Below are 16,512 nucleotides of genomic sequence, written 5' to 3'. Positions count from 1 at the left end.
GGATATGAAGCAACCATACGATATCGATCCAGTAAGCGCAGCACCCGCCACCGATCCGCTCAAGGCTGACGGCGCGTCGTTTGGCAAGCTGGCAGATCTCGCGGCTCGCGCTGCCGAGGAAACCAGCCGGCTGACCAATCTTGAGCCGATCCTGCGCATCCCGGTCACTGTGCAGGTGCTGCTCGGCTCGGCGACTATGCCGGTCGCGGATCTCATGAAGCTCGGCCGTGGCGCAGTGATCCCGCTCGATCACCGCGTGGGTGAGCCTGTCGAGGTCGTCGTCAACGGACGCATCGTCGCGCGCGGTGCGGTCGTCGTCGTGGAAGATGAAAATTCGCGTTTCGGTGTATCGCTGACGGAAATCGTCGGAGGAGCGGCCGGGGATCCGGACGCTTAAAGAGATTTTCCCATGGCATTCAATGCACCTGCTAAGCGCGCCGGCACCAGCATCAAACCGCTGGGTGGCACCGAGAAAGCGGCAGCTCTTCTGCTGGCCATGGGGCGTGAGCTCTCAGGCGGCCTGCTTCGGGAGTTCGATCCCGAAGAGATCAAACTGGTCACGCGCGCGGCGGCCGAGCTCAAGCCCATCTCGGGGCCTGAGCTCGAGGCGATCATCGAGGAATTCGCGCAGAATTTCTCGGAAGGTCCGAATATCTTCGGCACCGTCGGTGAGCTGGAGAAGCTGCTGAACGGCGTGCTGCCGCCGGAACAGATTACCGACATTATCTCCGAAGTTTTGGGCAACAAGACGAAGTCGGTGTGGGAACGCATCTCACTCGTGTCCGAAAGCCTGCTCGCCAACTATCTTCTCAAGGAGCACCCGCAAACGGCGGCGTTGATCCTCTCACGCGTGAAACCGGCTTGTGCTGCCCGCGTGATGAGCCATCTGCCGCCGGATATCCGTCACGACCTGATGCGGCGCATGCTCAGCCTCAAACCTGTTGTTGAGGATGCCATGAGCATTATCGAAAAGACGATGCATGAAGACTTCATGATCAACTTCGCCCGCAACCTGGCGTCCGACACCTATCCGCGCATGGCTGACATTATCAACAAGATGGAGCGGACGCAGATGGAGGAATCGCTGAAGAACCTCACCGAATCGCGGCCGAAGTCGGCCGAGATTCTGAAGGGCATGCTGTTTACCTTCGACGATATCGTCAACCTCACGGCCAAGGCGCGTATGCTGATCTTCGATCAGGTCCCAACAGACCGTGTGGTGATGGCGCTCAAGGGATCGGATACGACATTCCGCGAGCTCATTCTGTCGTCGCTCGCCTCGCGCACCCGTCGTCTGGTGGATCACGAGCTGGCAAACGGTATCCCCGCGAATCAGCGCGAGATCCTGGATGCGCGGCGCGCCATTACCGACCTCGCGCTCGATATGGCCGGACGCGGCGAAATCGAACTCAATCCCGATCAAGAAGATCAGCCGGTATTCACCTGAAGATAGAGCATTGTGTCTGACGAACCCGATAAGGACAGTAAAACCGAAGAGGCGACAGAGAAGAAGGTTCGTGATTCCGTCGAGAAGGGGCAGATCCCGGTCTCGCGCGAAGCGCCGATCTTCGCCTCTATGCTCGCGCTATTGATTATTCAAAGCTTTCTGACCACCGACAACGTCAGAAAGTTGACATTCACTTTAACCCGATTGATCGACGATCCGTCGGGTATCCGCATCCGCAATGGAACGGATGCTATTGAGTTGCTCACCGCGGTCGGTATGAGTGCGGCGGGACTGGTTATTCCGATTGTTATCGTCCTGATGCTGGCCGGGCTGGCATCATCTTTCCTGCAGAACGCGCCGCGAATTGTGTTTGATCGCATCCAGCCGGAAGCCTCGCGCATCTCAATAGCGAAAGGCTGGGGCAGAATCTTCGGTGCGCAGGGACGTGTGGAATTCGGAAAGTCGGTCTTCAAGTTTGTCGCTATCAGTCTGGTCGTGATGATCGTCCTGCGGGCTGAGGAGGCCGTGGCCGTGAATGCATTGTTTAGCGATCCGGCGGCTGTCCCGGAATTGGTGCTGACTACGGCAATGCGACTTGTCTCCGCCATCAGCATTGCGACCATTGTCCTGGTATCGCTCGATCTCGTCTGGGCACGCTTCCATTGGCGCCGTGAACTGCGCATGACGAAGCAGGAGATCAAGGATGAATTCAAGCAGGCCGAAGGCGATCCGATCGTCAAATCGCGGCTGCGTTCGCTGGCGCGCGACCGGGCTCGCAAGTCGATGCTGGCGGCCGTGCCCCGCGCTACACTGGTTATCGCGAATCCGACGCATTACGCGATTGCGCTGAAGTACAAGCAGGGCGAAGACGCTGCACCGACGGTGCTTGCGAAGGGCCAGGATCTCATTGCGCTGAAAATAAGGGAAATCGCCGAGAAGAACGGCGTGCCCGTCGTGGAAGACAAGATGCTGGCGCGCTCGATGTACGACGTTGCCTATATTGATAAAATGATTCCAGCGGAGTTCTTCCGTCCCGTCGCGGAAATCATCTACTTCCTGCATTCGCGCAAGCAGAAGACGAATGTATAAGTGCGCTACGCATGGCGTGATGCGCACCTCCAGCCTCGGACAAGTTTCCACTCGTAAACCATGATGAAGGAATCATGGATCTTGGGGGATAAGTGGGACCCGTCTATCTTTTCGACGTCGCCTCATCGCATGAGCGATGGCTGTCGCTGCGGCAGTCCGCAATCTCGGCGAATGTCGCCAATGCGAACACGCCGGGCTATCGCGCGCAGGACATCGAGCCGTTCAACAAGATTCTCGAATCGAAGGTCGTGCCTGTGACCGTGACGTCACCAGCGCACATCACGACCGGTTCTTCAGTTGAGGCCCAGGGCATGCGCAAGGAGAAGAGCTGGGAAACCGTGCATTCCGGCAACTCTGTCAGCCTCGAGCAGGAAATGCTGAAGGCCGGCGATATCAATCGCGACTATTCACTGAATACGGCGATCGTCAAATCGTTCCATCGCATGTTCATGACAAGCATGAAGACCTGAGGGGAATGACGATGATTGATCCGTTGCAGGCATCTGTTCAGATCGCAAGTTCCGGCCTCGAGGCGCAGTCGACTCGCCTGCGTGTCGTGTCGGAGAACCTTGCCAATGCCAATTCGACCGGACGTACGCCCGGCTCCGACCCCTATCGTCGCAAGACGACGACCTTCACCGCGGAGATGGACCGTGCAGCCGGCGTGCGCATGGTCAAGGTCAAGGATATCGGAACCGATCAGGCGCCGTTCCGCGTGGATTATGAGCCAGGCCATCCGGCCGCCGATCCGACGGGCTACGTAAAGCTGCCCAATGTGAACTCATTGATCGAAATGGGCGACATGCGGGAAACCAACCGGTCCTTCGAGGCCAACCTACAGGTCATCAAACAGGTGAGATCCATGGTGTCGATGACCATCGATCTCTTGAGGAGCTAATTATGCTTGAAGCGGTATCCTCAGTCATCAGCAGTGCTGGCGAGCTCGCCAAAACCAGCGAAGTCATCAATTCCGCGACACCCGCAGTGCAGCCCGGCGCGGCCACCGTCGGTTTCAACAACGTCCTCGAACAGGTCGCAGCCGATGCCATCGGTTCGATCAAGGCCGGCGAAGCCGCGTCAATCCAGTCCATCCACGGTAAGCTCTCGGCACAGAAGGTGGTCGAAGCGGTCATGTCTGCCGAACGGTCATTGCAGATGGCTGTCGCCGTCCGCGACAAGGTCGTTCAGGCGTATCAAGAAGTCAGCCGAATGGCGATTTGAGGTTTAATCATGAGAGCTCTGGCCATTGCTGCCACCGGTATGGGCGCGCAGCAGCTTAATGTCGAAGTGATCGCGAATAATATCGCGAATATCAATACGACCTCATACAAGCGCTCCCGCGCGGAATTCACCGATCTATTCTATCAGATCGACCGCGCACAGGGCGTGCCCAATCGAAGCGGTGAGGGCGCGGTGCCCGAAGGTGCGAAGCTCGGTCTCGGTGTGCGTTCGGCTGCCGTGCGCAAACTGCATTTGCAGGGAGCAATGGCGCAGACCGGCAACACCTATGATCTCGCGATCAATGGCCGTGGCTGGTTCCAGATCGCGGGTCCCAACGGCGAGACGCTCTACACGCGCGCCGGTGCGTTCAACCTGAATGAAAACCGTCAGCTCGTGACGGCGGACGGCTATCTGGTAACACCGGCGATCATCGTCCCGCAGAACGCCGTCGACGTGATTGTCAACGAGTCCGGCCAGGTCTTTGCCAAGGTCGACGGCAACGTTGCACCCGTTCAGTTGGGCCAGCTCTCGCTCGCGAACTTCTCCAATGAAGCCGGTCTGGATCCACTGGGCGGAAATCTCTATCGCGAGACGGTGTCATCCGGCGTGCCGGTTGTCGGTTTCGCGGGCGATATTGGCTACGGTAAGCTACATCAAAACTATCTCGAGAGCTCGAACGTTGATCCGGTGAAGGAGATTACCGAGCTGATATCGGCGCAGCGATCCTATGAGATGAACTCCAAAGTCATCCAGGCGGCTGACGAGATGGCATCGACCATCTCGAAGGGCATGCGGTAAATCCACAGAACGGGATCTCGGCCTGATGCGCGCAGTCACTATCGTCACCCGCTGGCTCGCGAGCGTTGTGCTCGCGACCGGCATTTCAAGCGTCGCTCAGGCCGCTGACGAGTCTGTCCGCTATCCGGTGCCGGCTACAGCCATCTATCCCGGTGACGTCATCAGGGATGAGATGATCATGGATCGCAATTTTGCGCCCAATATTCAGGGCGCAAGTGCGTTCATCAACGACCGTGCGTCCCTCGTTGGCCGCATTGCGCGCCGTACTCTGTTGGCGGGACACCTGATTCCGATTAACGGTCTCGAAGATCTGAAGGCCGTCACCCGCGGCGCTGTGGTGAAGGTGCTCGTCGAGGATGATGGGCTCATTATCGTCACCTATGCAACATCCCTGCAGTCGGGCAGTGCCGGCATGATGGTGCAGCTTCGCAACCTCGATACCGGCGTCACGATCCGGGGCATCGTCCAGCAGGACGGATCAGTACGGATTCAGAACGGATGATGCTGCGTCTCCTTTGCGGTCTCCTGCTTTCGCTTTCGATCTCGGCGGCAGATGCCGCTGTGCGTGTGAAGGACATCGCCAACCTCAAGGGCGTGCGGGAGAACCAAATCCTCGGCTATGGCCTTGTGATCGGCCTCAAGGGCACCGGTGACACGTTGCGCAACGCGCCGTTCACCGAACAATCGTTGCAATCGATGCTCGACAATATGGGCATCAATATCCGTGGCACCTCGTTGCGCACGCGTAACGTTGCCGCCGTCGTTGTGACGGCCGATCTGCCGCCGTTTGTCGCGGGTGGTTCGCGAATCGACGTCGCGATTTCGTCGCTGGGCGACGCGTCATCCCTGCTTGGCGGAACGCTGGTGATGACGCAATTGCGCGGCGCCGATGGTGAAACCTACGCCGTCGCGCAAGGTGCGATCGCCGTGGGCGGCTACAACGTTGAAGGCGCTGCACAAACACTGAGTCAGGGCGTGGCCACCGCTGGCCGAATTCCCAACGGCGCGCTGATCGAGCGTGAAGTGAAGGGGCGGTTCAGCGAGATGGAATCGCTCATTCTCGAATTGAAAAATCCGGATTTCGTCACCGCGACGCGGATTATGGATGCGATCAACGCGCACGGAAATGGCCGCTATCAGAAGGTCGTGGCCTTCGAGCGCGATTATCGTACCATCGTGCTGTCGCGCCCGCGCGGCACGTCGCCGGTGCGGTTCATCGCCGAGATCGAGGAATTGCTGGTCGAGCCGGATACACCGGCACGGGTCGTCGTCGACGAGCGTACTGGAACGGTGGTCATCGGTCGTAACGTACAGATTTCGACGGTAGCGGTCACCCATGGAAATCTGTCGGTGCGAATCACCGAAGCGCCGATCGTGTCGCAACCGAACCCATTCGCGCGCGGCGAGACGAAGGTGGTGCCGCAAACCTTCATCGAAGCGAATGAGCCAGGCGCCAAGATCGCAATTCTGCGTGGTGCGGACTTACAGCGCCTGGTGCGTGGTCTCAATCAGATCGGCCTGAAGCCGCAGGGAATCATCGCTATCTTGCAGGCGATCAAGGCGGCCGGCGCGCTGCAAGCGGAACTCGTCATCCAGTAAGCCCGGGTCAGCGTCACGCAAGCCAAAGCGTGCAACGCTCGCTCAGCTGAACCACGAGAACACGAATGGCGCGCGTCGCAAATCGATCGATCAAGTTCCTCATGTTGGTCGGTATGGTGCTGTCCACACAGGCATTGGCCGAACCCGAGCAGAAGCTCTCAAAACCGTTGAACCTCGGCGAATTTGCAAAGACGCCGCAAGTCGCGCGCCCCCGCCCGGCTGCAAACAAGCAGGACCCGGTGGTGCGTCCGTCCACCGATTCGGCGCTGATCACGGGCGCAATCGACAAAAAGGATAGCGCAGCCGCGAACTCCCAGGAATCCGACGTCGCGCGCTTTTGCAGCAACATCGCAGACCAGGCGCTCGATGCCCGTGTGGCGTGGCAGCAGAAAGAGCTCGAAGCGACAGAATCCAAGCTGAAGCTACGCATTGCCGAACTTGAGGCCAAGCGAGCCGAATATGAGGAATGGCTGAAGCTGCGCGAAGAATTTCTCAAAAAGGCGGAAGACAGCGTCGTTGAAATCTATTCGCGCATGAACCCCGAAGCTGCGGCGCAGCAGATTGCCAGCATGGCTGATGACACGGCAGCTGCTGTTCTCGCCAAGCTGCGCGTTCGCGTCGCCAGCGCGATTCTCAATGAAATGGAACCGGCACGTGGCGCACACCTCGCCGACACGCTTGCCGGGATGCGTCGCACAGACGACGGGAAAGCCAAGAAATGATGTGGTTGAGAGTGACTCTGATTCCGGTCGCACTGTCGTGCCTGACGGGTTGCGCCAGCAATCTCGCCGAGGTTGGTCAGGCGCCCTACATGTCGCCGATCGGCAACGGTATGCAGGTTGATGCGCGCGCAATTCCGATCGAGAGACGCGCCTATCGCAGCGCAGGCCCTCACTCGATCTGGAATGACCGTAAGGATCTCTATCGCGATTCGCGGGCGACGCGGGTCGGAGATATTCTGACCGTGAACATCCTGATGAACGATAAGGCGATCCTCGACAACAAGACGGATCGGTCGCGCGACTCGCAGATCAAGGTTGAGTCCGATTACTCGGCCAATATCGCCAAATGGCTTTCTGCCGGAAACTTCGACACCAACGTCAAATCCCAATCATCGAACAAGGGCGCTGGTAAGATCGACCGCAATGAAGAAGTGCGTTTCTCGGTGGCTGCCGTCGTTGTCGACGTACTCCCGAACGGCAATCTCCTGGTCAGCGGTTCGCAGGAGATGCGCGTCAATTACGAAATGCGCATCGTCAATGTCGGCGGTATCGTGCGCCCGATCGATATCAGCCGCAACAACACCATCGCCTACGAGAAGATCGCCGAAGCCCGCATTTCGTATGGCGGGCGCGGCCGGTCGATGGAAGTGCAGCAGCCGAACTGGGGTCAACAGGTCTACGACCAGGTCGCGCCGTTCTGATGAGGATCGCTTATGGCCGATGACACCGCGAATGAAGGTCAGCGTCCTGGCTTCATGCAGTGGTTTGGCGCCCTGCTGCTCGTCACCGCGCTCTCGGTCGGGGCTGGAGCGCTGGCAAGCCTGCATTTGATGTCGACGTTCCAGCGCATCAGTGAAAGCCAGAAGGAAGTCCCAGAAAAGCCGATCTCGTCGGCCTTCAATGCCAATGATCGTCTGCGCAAGATCACACCGGTCGTGACCAATCTGGCGGCGCCGCCAAATGCCTGGATTCGCATGGAGGCATCGATCGTGACCGATAAATTGACCGAGGAGGAGGCGAGTATCGTGGTCGCCCGCATCGGCGAGGATGTTGCGGCCTATCTGCGCACGCTCACACCGGCCCAGATCGAGGGCGCCCGCGGCCTGCAATATCTGCGGGAAGACCTGAATGAGCGCGCGCTTACGCGCTCGAGCGGCAAGGTTCGTGAGCTGATTATCGAGACGCTGGTGGTGCAATGAAGCGTATCATTCCGATCCTGCTCCTGGTGCTTCTGCCGACGGCTGCAGTGGCGCAGGTTCCGGATCTGTCGACCCTGCTTCCGCAGGGCGAAGGCAGCGCCAGCGGACGAATCATCCAGATGGTCGCGCTGCTGACGGTGCTCTCATTGGCGCCAGGCTTGCTCATCATGGTGACGAGCTTCACGCGGTTTGTCGTTGCGCTCTCATTCCTGCGCACGGGGCTCGGCCTGCAGACTACGCCGGCGAACATCGTGATGATCAGCCTTGCGCTGTTCCTCACATTCTATGTGATGGCGCCGACTTTCGATCGCGCGTGGCAGAATGGCCTTCAGCCCCTGATGAAGAATGAGATCACCGAGCAGGAAGCCTATTCGCGGGTCACAGACCCATTCCGGGATTTCATGTTGCAGCACGTACGTGAAAAGGATCTGCAGACCTTCGAGAACCTCGCTGCCGAGAGCATGAAGATCAAACTCGAAGGTCAGCGGATCGACCTGCGAATCATCATTCCGGCTTTCATGGTGTCGGAACTTCGCCGCGCATTCGAAATCGGCTTTCTTGTCGTCATGCCGTTCTTGGTGATCGACATGATCGTTGCAACGCTAACGATGTCGATGGGCATGATGATGATGCCGCCCACGGTATTCGCGCTACCGTTCAAGGTACTATTCTTCGTACTGATCGACGGCTGGAATTTGCTCGCAGTTGGTCTTGTGAAGTCATTTCTCTAGATCATTTGATTCATCACAAGGTAAGTGACGAATCAAATGATCGCTGTTAACTATACGAGCCGCCGCTCCCTTCAGCTTTGGGTAAGGTTTGGCGGATAGCTTGCAATTCACGACAGGTTGGGTCGATCAGATATCGACATTCCAAAGGCATGATGCCGCCCTCTCGTACCGGTGAAAGTCCGGTATGTCCCCAGCAAATCAATCAAATTAAAGGGACATACGATGTCTAGCTTGATGACCAACTCCCAGGCCATGACCGCGCTGCAGACCCTGCGCTCGGTCGATGCCAACCTCTCCACCACGATGAACCGTATCTCGACCGGCTATCGCGTGTCGACCGCTTCGGACAATGCCGCTTACTGGTCGATCGCCACCACGATGCGTTCGGACGTTCAGGCTCTGGGCGCCGTGCAGGACGCTCTCGGTCTCGGCGCTGCGACCATCGACACGATGTATACCGGCCTGAGCGCCACGGTTGACGTCGTGTCGTCGATCAAGGCCAAGCTGGTTGCTGCCCGTACGCCGGGCGTTGACCGCGCGAAGATCCAGAGCGAAATCACCGAACTGCAGAAGCAGCTGAAGAACACCGCCGACAGCGCGGTTTTCAACGGTGAGAACTGGATCTCGGGTGATTCGAGCAGCGCCAGCTACAACGCGACCAAGAGCGTCGTGTCGTCGTTCTCCCGCGCCGGCGGCGCCGTCCAGATTGACACGCTCTCGGTCGACCTCAATGCGATCAAGCTCTACGACGCGAATGTTGACACGGCCTATATTGCCCAGACGTTCCCGACGGGTACCAGCACGGCCTATGCTGCTGCCACCGACGTCGGCGGCAACATCACGGTGACCGTCGGTGCCGCTGCGGCGATCAACGTCTCGATCGCCAAGGGTTCGTCGATCAATGACGTTGCCGCGGCGATCAACTCGCTCGGCATCGAAGGTCTGACGGTTGGTATCGCGGGCAATGGCACGCAGCTCGCATTCAAGAGCCGCAACGACGCCAACGTTGCGGTCGATGCCAGCGTTGCCGGCTTCGGCCCCGCTGTCACACTGACCGCGCTTGCCGCGCCCCTCGACTCCAAGAAGGGCGTTCTCGACGGCACCATGGACGCCTATACCGGCACTGCCTGGGAAACCTTCAGTGTTTCGTCGATGGACATCTCGAAGCTCACCGACAACGCGGCGGACCTCGCCAAGCTCGAGACCTACATCTCGGGTACCGACAAGGCACTGGCCAAGATCACTGACTCCGCTACCAACCTCGGCGCCATCAAGAACCGCATTGGCCTGCAGCAGAACTTCGTCAAGACCCTGACTGACTCGCTCGATCGCGGTATCGGCCAGCTCGTCGACGCAGACATGAACGCCGAATCGACCCGCCTCCAGGCCTTGCAGACGCAGCAGCAGCTGGGCATCCAGGCGCTGTCGATCGCCAACGCCGGCAGCCAGAGCATCCTGTCGCTGTTCCGCGGCTAATCGCTCTCACATCGTGAACAGGAATGGCCGCGACCCATCAAGGTCGCGGCCATTTCGCTTTCCAGCTCTCCGTAACCCTCGGACAAGCTTCACAATCGATGATCGATTCGGAAGTGGGCAGGGGTATTTATGGTCAATCGCGAGCACGCGCAGAAGCTCTGGAACAATCTGCTTGAGCTGGGTACGAAGCGTCTCATTCTGCTCGCGGTGGTTGGCCTCGCTGTGTTCGGCGGCGTTGGCGGCGGCGCATACTACATAAGCCGGCCGGAATACAATGTTCTCTATTCGGGGCTCAGTCGCGAGGACGTGACGCGTGTCAGCTCGGTGCTGCGCGACGCGAATATCGCTTTCGATCTGAATACGGCAGGCGATACGGTCTATGTCCGTCCCGGCCAGACGGCGCAGGCGCGTACGCTGCTGGCCGACAAGGGCCTGCCCAGCACCACCGGTGGCGGCTACGAGCTGTTCGACAAGATTGGCTCGCTCGGCCTGACGTCATTCATGCAGGAAATCACGCGCGTGCGTGCGCTGGAGGGCGAGATTGCGCGGACGATCCAGGTTCTCAAAGGGGTCAAGGCGGCGCGCGTCCATATCGTGATGCCTGCGCGTGGCTCGTTCCGGCGTGAGCAGTCGCCGCCGTCGGCTTCGGTCGTATTGCGAACGGATGGTCTGGCGGATGCACGCACGGCACGTTCTGTGCGCCATCTCGTAGCTGCGGCCGTGCCGGGAATGACCGCGGACAAGGTCACCGTGCTCGATAGTGACGGTTCGCTGCTTTCGGATGATGATGGCAGCGGCAGCGTCGGGGCAACGCCGACCACGATGGCTAATTTGCAGAAGGTCGTCAGCCGCTCGATCCAGGAGAATGTGAGCCGGGCACTGACACCCTATCTGGGGCTCGATAACTTCGAGGTCAGCGTTGCGACCCAACTGTCGACCGACAAGAAACAGACCAACGAGACGGTCTACGATCCGGATTCGCGGGTGCAGCGCTCAGTGCGCGCCGTTCGAGAGAAGGAAACGTCGCAGAGCCTCGATCGACAACAGCCGACAACCGTTCAGCAGAACCTGCCAGATCAGCAGGTCAATGCGACCGGTGCCAAGAATCAGAATGATGAGAAGCAGCGCCGTGAAGACATCACCAACTACGAAGTGTCGTCGAAGACGGTGACGACCACGAGCGATGGTTTCGTGGTGAACAAGATGTTCCTTGCCGTTCTGGTCAATCGGCCGCGTCTCATTGCGAGCCTTGGCGACAAGGTGAGCGATGCTGCGATCGAAGCCAAGGTCGCGGAGATCTCGCAGATTGCTGCGACCGCAGCTGGCATCGATCGCCCCCGCGGCGACCAGATTCAGGTTTCGGCGGTCGAATTCATGGAAGGTGCGCGCGATCTCGCGCCGGTGCCGTCGATCACCTTCACAGAGGTGATGATGCGCCAAGCGGGCAGTCTCGTGAGTGCCATCACCATTCTAGCCGTGGCCGGCATGCTGATCTGGTTCGGTCTGCGCCCCGCGATCAATACGATCCTGGCCAGCGCGAAGACGGACGAGACAACGCAGTTCCAAGCGGAGACGAATGCGCTGCTCAGTGGCGGCAGCACGATGGCGGCCGCGGCTCTGTCAGGAGGCGAGGCTCCGCCCAATCTTATCCAGGATGTCTCGAGCAGTATGCAGAATACGCCACAGAAGCGGCTGGAACAGATCATCCAGCTTGATGAGAAGCAGGCGGCAGCGATTCTGAAACAATGGATCAGACAAGAGGAAGCGGTATGAGCGCAGAGCAAGTCGCACGTCTGATCGCCGATTTCGATCGACCGGAGCCGCCAAAAACACGCAGCCGCGTCGTTCCGTTCGACCATCTGCATCACTCCAGCGTGCAGCCGCAACATCAGCCGCTTCTGCAAAAGGCAAAGCAGCAACCGTCGTTTCAACCGCAGCCGCAGATGCAGCCAAAGCCGCCTCTCGTGCAGGAGGATGATGGCTATGAGCGCGGTCGCGCCGAAGGCTATGCGAGTGCACTCGCCGAGTTCGAACAGCGCCTGGAGCAGGAGAAGCAGGCACTTGCGGTGCAGGTCGCCGAAGAACGGCAGCAATTGCTCAACGAGACGGCGGCCAAGCTCGCCGGCGATATCGCCGAAATGGGCGACCAGTTGCAGGGAAGAATCGCTGGCGTAGCCGCTCGACTTCTCGAGCCGCTCATCAGTAACGCCGTACAGAAGCAGGCCGTCACTGCGTTCATCGAGCATTTGTCGTCAATCACAACCGATAGCCGCCGTCCGGTCCTGCGCATCACCGGTCCATCGGACTTGCTCGAATTGATCCGCAGCAAGCTCGGCGTCCGCGCCATTGCATCGGAGTTGCGTGCCGGCCCCGAAACAGAAGCGTCGATTGTCGTCGACCAGATCGTGCTTGAGACCCAGCTCAAGATATGGACCGAGCGCTTGAAAATGGCGGTCCAAAGCTGAGATGGCCGATCCGCTTCCGCCAGAAATAGTGATCATCCGCCGCCGCAGTTCGCTTGAGAGCGGCGAGACGAAGAACAGTGTCTGGAAAATCGCTTACGCCGACTTCATGACGGCGATGATGGCATTCTTCCTGGTGATGTGGCTGATCAATGCCACCAATCAGGAAACGCGTGAGAGCGTTGCCACCTATTTCAATCCGATCAAGCTGACGGACTCGACGCCGGATCGGAAAGGCATCAACGATGCCCGACGGGTGGACCCCGGAAAGGCCGTGGAAGGCGAGAGCAAGTGGCCGCATCCGGAGCCAGGTCAGCCGACGGATTCGCTCGCGCGTCCGCAGCCTCCGCAGCCACGCTATGGCGAGGCGACGTTGTTTCGCGATCCTTATGCGGTGCTGTCGGAGATTGCCGGCGGTCCACCGCGTCCGGGGCAGACCAGCGCGGCGCTCGATCCAAATCGCAAAGAAGGGCTGAAAGGCGGAGAGGCCTATCGAGACCCCTTCGATCCGATCAACTGGCCGATGGCGTCGATCTCGTCGCTCGAGAAGAAGCTGTCGGGACGCAAGGACGCGGGCAGCCTTCCGTTCGGCGAGGATATTGCTGCTGCAGCTAGTGAGGGCCAGGAGCCGCGCCCGCTCGATGCCAAGCCTGACGCCACCGGCACCCCGGGGCAGGAAATGTCCGGATCGAATTCAACTCCCGCGAAATCCGACAAGCAGGAGGCACCGAAGCCCGCCGGGTTGTTTGCTGACGATGGCGACAAGTCCAATCCGGCAGCGGGTCGTCCGCAACCGGCGCAGGCAGACAAGGCAACGGCGCCGGCTGACAAATCCCAAACGCAGCCTGACAAGGCGCCCGCCCAGGCAGAAAAAGCCCAACCGATGGATGCCGCCAAACTCCAGGCCGCAATCTCGGCGGCGCTGGCCGCCATTGGGCCGGCGCGTCCGGTGGCCGAAGTGAGGGAAACCCCCGAAGGCCTCCTGATCAATCTGACGGATGACGTGAATTACGGAATGTTTGCCAACGGCTCCGCCGAGCCCACGCCCGGTCTCGTCCGTGCGCTCGATAAGATCACGCCGATGATCGCGCAGAACCGCGGCCAGGTCATCGTGCGTGGTCACACCGATAGCCGCGTCTATCGCACATCGGAATACGACAATTGGCGGCTTTCGACCGCACGTGCGCATATGGCGTATCACATGCTGGTGCGCGGCGGCCTCGACGCCGGGCGGGTCGAGCGCATCGAGGGCTATGCGGACCGCCGGCCGAAAATTCAGAACGACCCGCTTGCCGCGCAGAACCGACGGATCGAGCTTCTGATCCGTGCTCCCGTGCTATGACCAGCGCCAGGATCATTGCAGCAACGCTTCTAGCCTGTCTTGGCAGCGCACATGCGCAACCGGCCGATGACCAGATGCGCGAGCCGTATCAGATGGTTCGTTCATTGCAGATGTTGCAAGATCAGATTGCGCGCGGCGATCTCGACGCTCACAATTCCCAACCTGCCCTGCTGAAGCGCCTGGGTGAGAGCTTCCTGAAGGCCGATGCCGCCGTCTGGAAGGAGCCGCGCAATTCGCGCGCAGCTGTCACCTTCCTCTTGAGTGGCGGGTCTCCGCAAGTGGTCGCGAGCCTGCGCTCCCGCAACGTGCTGAACATTGACGAGGCCATTGTCGATGGCGCCATCGCCTATGTCGAAGGGCGCACGGACGAAGCGAAATCGAAGCTCGCCAATATCAAGCCACGTAGTCTACCTGCAGCACTCGGTGCGGAGATTGCGCTGGTGCAATCGGCACTGGTTGCGCAGGACGACCTGAAGGTGGCGATCGCATTGCTCGACGAGGTGCGGTTGATGATGCCGGGCACGCTGGTCGAGGAAGCGGCACTGCGTCGGGAGATTTTCATCGTTGGACAGGACGACGACTTCGACAAATTCGAAGCCCTCGCGGTGCGTTACTTTCGCCGATATCGGCATTCTATCTATGCGGGCAATTTCCGTCAGCGCTTTGCGCTCTCTGTTGCACGCTTCAGCTTCGTTCAACGCCCCGATCGTTTCCCGCGTCTTGTCGCCGTGCTCGATCATCTCGATCGGGCAAGCCAGCGGGCACTCTATCTTCTGATTGCAAGAACGGCATTGGTTCGCGGCAAGACTGAAATGACGGTGCTAGCCGCCGACCGTGTATTTGCATTGTCCGATGACGACAGCGCCGAGCGTGTACGCGCGCGCCTGTATCGTGCCGCGGCACGCGTTGCCACATCTGCACACAGTACGGCAATCGCCGAGCTTGAGCAGATCGACAAGGCAAAACTGTCCGAACGTGATGTCGAACTGCAAACCGCGGCGCTTGCCATTGGACTGAATGTTCGAAAGGCGCTGCCGGAGGCAAAAGCCAAGAGCGACGGAAGCAGCGAAGCGAAGACGGCCATGCGGCCGCGCATTGATTTCAGCCGCTCTCTCGCCGCCGTCGACCGCGCGCAAAAGCTGCTCGATGCGTCGCAGGAGCAATTAAAGGAGAAAACCCGATGAACAATGCCGATCTCCTGATGGCAGCGCTTCGCCAGACAGCGGCCGGAAAGACTGGGACGAAAGGCGGATTGAACGGCGGTGCCCATGCCAAGGACGGCAAGGAGAAGGCCGATCATTTTCGCGAGCAGCTCCGCCTGGTCTCAAAGGAGACCAAAACAGTCACGCCGCATGTTGCCAAGACAGTCGATGACGCGAAAATCGTCGACGCAAAGCCGATGCTCGACGCGGCATCCGTTCTTGCGGAATTGACGGGTGAAGTCGCGCAAAAGCCAAACGTCAGCGACGATCAAGCCGATGATGACGATTCAAAGGCCACGAAGGGCGACGAGAGCGCGACAAAATCTGCACCCTGGCGCGGACCGGATCCCGCGCTCAGCGCGGTAATGGCCAAACTCGATCACGCACACTCACCTTTGCCAAGCGATGACAAGGCGGTGGCTCGCATCTCGGTACCGGACGTGAAGACAGATGATGCTCCGCGCGATCCCGCCAAGCTCATTCAAGCCGCAACAGCCGACGTGCCTGACGCCGATGCGGCTGCCACGCAACGATTTACGTTGGCGGTCGAGACGACGGATACCAAGCCGCTTCCGGTTGCGAAGGCGGTCGTCCGTGAGCAAGAGACGCATTTCGAACCCGTGCAACAGGTGACGACGCTGCAGAAGATCGTCGATCGGATGGCTACTGATCTGGTGACCGTCGCATCACCTGAAGGGGCTCGCGCGGCTGACGCGCCGGGGCTCGAAACGAACAAAGCTGCGGATAGCCGGCCGGTGCGCATGATGACGCTCGAACTCGATCCGCCCAATCTCGGCTCTGTCACGGTGAAGATGCGGCTTGCCGGCGATTCCGTGGAGATTCATCTCACTGCGGATCGCTACGAAACCACGCAGATGCTGCGGCAGGAGCGCGGTGCGCTTACCGACGCCATGCAGTCGGCTGGCTATACCTTCGATATCGCGGCGATCGATCATACCCGCACCCCTGACGCAAATCTGAACAACGGTCAGCAGCAACAGCAACAACAAGCCCCGTCGGACCAACGTTCTTCGCTGCCCTCGTCAGGCGGATCGCAGGCGGACGGTGGTTCTTCGGGCCGGTCGTCCGGCGATGCACAGAGCGGCGCACGGCATAACAGGCAGGATCATGAGCAATCGCCAAGGCCGTCAGAACGGCAGCAGGATCAGAATAGCAGTCGGGTTCGCAGCAGCACTGTTTATATCTAGCGCTGTAACGGACGCT

Annotated in this window: 19 protein-coding genes; all 19 read left to right on the top strand. The window is 59.7% G+C overall.

Annotation, left to right across the window (positions count from 1 at the left end; all coding sequences use genetic code 11):
- Positions 1–4 precede the first annotated feature (4 nt).
- Complete coding sequence (fliN, locus tag A4A58_RS03810; protein WP_068729899.1) at positions 5–397, top strand: flagellar motor switch protein FliN; 393 nt, start codon at positions 5–7, stop codon at positions 395–397.
- 12 nt (positions 398–409) lie between these two features.
- Positions 410–1,447 carry a flagellar motor switch protein FliG gene (locus tag A4A58_RS03805; protein ID WP_068729897.1) on the top strand — a complete coding sequence of 346 codons (1,038 nt, stop codon included), beginning with the start codon at positions 410–412 and terminating at the stop codon, positions 1,445–1,447.
- A gap of 12 nt (positions 1,448–1,459) precedes the next feature.
- Positions 1,460–2,536, top strand: a complete 1,077-nt coding sequence (gene flhB / locus A4A58_RS03800) for a flagellar biosynthesis protein FlhB (RefSeq protein WP_068729895.1) — start codon at positions 1,460–1,462, stop codon at positions 2,534–2,536.
- Positions 2,537–2,628: 92 nt separating this feature from the next.
- Complete coding sequence (gene flgB, locus A4A58_RS03795; protein ID WP_068729893.1) at positions 2,629–3,006, top strand: flagellar basal body rod protein FlgB; 378 nt, start codon at positions 2,629–2,631, stop codon at positions 3,004–3,006.
- Between the two features lie 11 nt (positions 3,007–3,017).
- Positions 3,018–3,434 (top strand): flagellar basal body rod protein FlgC, encoded by a 417-nt coding sequence (gene flgC / locus A4A58_RS03790; RefSeq protein ID WP_068730437.1) that lies wholly within the window; start codon positions 3,018–3,020, stop codon positions 3,432–3,434.
- A gap of 2 nt (positions 3,435–3,436) precedes the next feature.
- The gene (locus tag A4A58_RS03785) at positions 3,437–3,757 is read left to right on the top strand and encodes a flagellar hook-basal body complex protein FliE (RefSeq protein WP_068729891.1); all 321 of its coding nucleotides are present in this window, start codon (positions 3,437–3,439) and stop codon (positions 3,755–3,757) included.
- 9 nt (positions 3,758–3,766) lie between these two features.
- Positions 3,767–4,555 (top strand): flagellar basal-body rod protein FlgG, encoded by a 789-nt coding sequence (gene flgG / locus A4A58_RS03780; RefSeq protein ID WP_068729889.1) that lies wholly within the window; start codon positions 3,767–3,769, stop codon positions 4,553–4,555.
- 25 nt (positions 4,556–4,580) lie between these two features.
- Positions 4,581–5,057: a flagellar basal body P-ring formation chaperone FlgA gene (gene flgA / locus A4A58_RS03775; protein WP_068729887.1), complete on the top strand. Its 477-nt coding sequence runs from the start codon at positions 4,581–4,583 to the stop codon at positions 5,055–5,057.
- The gene (gene flgI / locus A4A58_RS03770) at positions 5,057–6,154 is read left to right on the top strand and encodes a flagellar basal body P-ring protein FlgI (RefSeq protein WP_068730436.1); all 1,098 of its coding nucleotides are present in this window, start codon (positions 5,057–5,059) and stop codon (positions 6,152–6,154) included. Before flgA ends, flgI begins: the two co-directional genes overlap by 1 nt.
- 65 nt (positions 6,155–6,219) lie before the next feature.
- The gene (locus tag A4A58_RS03765) at positions 6,220–6,876 is read left to right on the top strand and encodes a MotE family protein (RefSeq protein WP_068729885.1); all 657 of its coding nucleotides are present in this window, start codon (positions 6,220–6,222) and stop codon (positions 6,874–6,876) included.
- A 5-nt stretch (positions 6,877–6,881) separates the two neighbouring features.
- Positions 6,882–7,577: a flagellar basal body L-ring protein FlgH gene (flgH, locus tag A4A58_RS03760; protein ID WP_068730435.1), complete on the top strand. Its 696-nt coding sequence runs from the start codon at positions 6,882–6,884 to the stop codon at positions 7,575–7,577.
- Positions 7,578–7,589: 12 nt separating this feature from the next.
- Positions 7,590–8,075, top strand: a complete 486-nt coding sequence (locus A4A58_RS03755; protein ID WP_086936952.1) for a flagellar basal body-associated FliL family protein — start codon at positions 7,590–7,592, stop codon at positions 8,073–8,075.
- The gene (gene fliP / locus A4A58_RS03750) at positions 8,072–8,806 is read left to right on the top strand and encodes a flagellar type III secretion system pore protein FliP (RefSeq protein ID WP_068729883.1); all 735 of its coding nucleotides are present in this window, start codon (positions 8,072–8,074) and stop codon (positions 8,804–8,806) included. The genes A4A58_RS03755 and fliP overlap by 4 nt, the downstream gene beginning before the upstream one ends.
- Positions 8,807–9,028: 222 nt before the next feature.
- Entirely contained in the window at positions 9,029–10,282 is a 1,254-nt protein-coding gene (locus A4A58_RS03745; RefSeq protein WP_081421686.1) for a flagellin, read from the top strand.
- Positions 10,283–10,411: 129 nt separating this feature from the next.
- Positions 10,412–12,055: a flagellar basal-body MS-ring/collar protein FliF gene (fliF, locus tag A4A58_RS03740; RefSeq protein WP_068729879.1), complete on the top strand. Its 1,644-nt coding sequence runs from the start codon at positions 10,412–10,414 to the stop codon at positions 12,053–12,055.
- Entirely contained in the window at positions 12,052–12,747 is a 696-nt protein-coding gene (locus A4A58_RS03735) for a hypothetical protein (RefSeq protein WP_068729877.1), read from the top strand. The genes fliF and A4A58_RS03735 overlap by 4 nt, the downstream gene beginning before the upstream one ends.
- Position 12,748: 1 nt before the next feature.
- The gene (locus tag A4A58_RS03730) at positions 12,749–14,086 is read left to right on the top strand and encodes a MotB family protein (RefSeq protein ID WP_068729876.1); all 1,338 of its coding nucleotides are present in this window, start codon (positions 12,749–12,751) and stop codon (positions 14,084–14,086) included.
- On the top strand, positions 14,083–15,270 hold the full coding sequence (locus tag A4A58_RS03725) for a chemotaxis protein (RefSeq protein WP_068729875.1): 1,188 nt from the start codon (positions 14,083–14,085) through the stop codon (positions 15,268–15,270). Before A4A58_RS03730 ends, A4A58_RS03725 begins: the two co-directional genes overlap by 4 nt.
- Positions 15,267–16,496, top strand: a complete 1,230-nt coding sequence (locus tag A4A58_RS03720; protein ID WP_068729874.1) for a flagellar hook-length control protein FliK — start codon at positions 15,267–15,269, stop codon at positions 16,494–16,496. Before A4A58_RS03725 ends, A4A58_RS03720 begins: the two co-directional genes overlap by 4 nt.
- Positions 16,497–16,512: the final 16 nt, after the last annotated feature.

This window comes from Tardiphaga robiniae (assembly GCF_001618955.1).
GTDB classification, from domain to species: Bacteria; Pseudomonadota; Alphaproteobacteria; order Rhizobiales; family Xanthobacteraceae; genus Tardiphaga; species Tardiphaga robiniae_A.
Note: the sequence above shows the minus strand (reverse complement) of the source record. Positions and strands in the feature narration are given on the sequence as shown.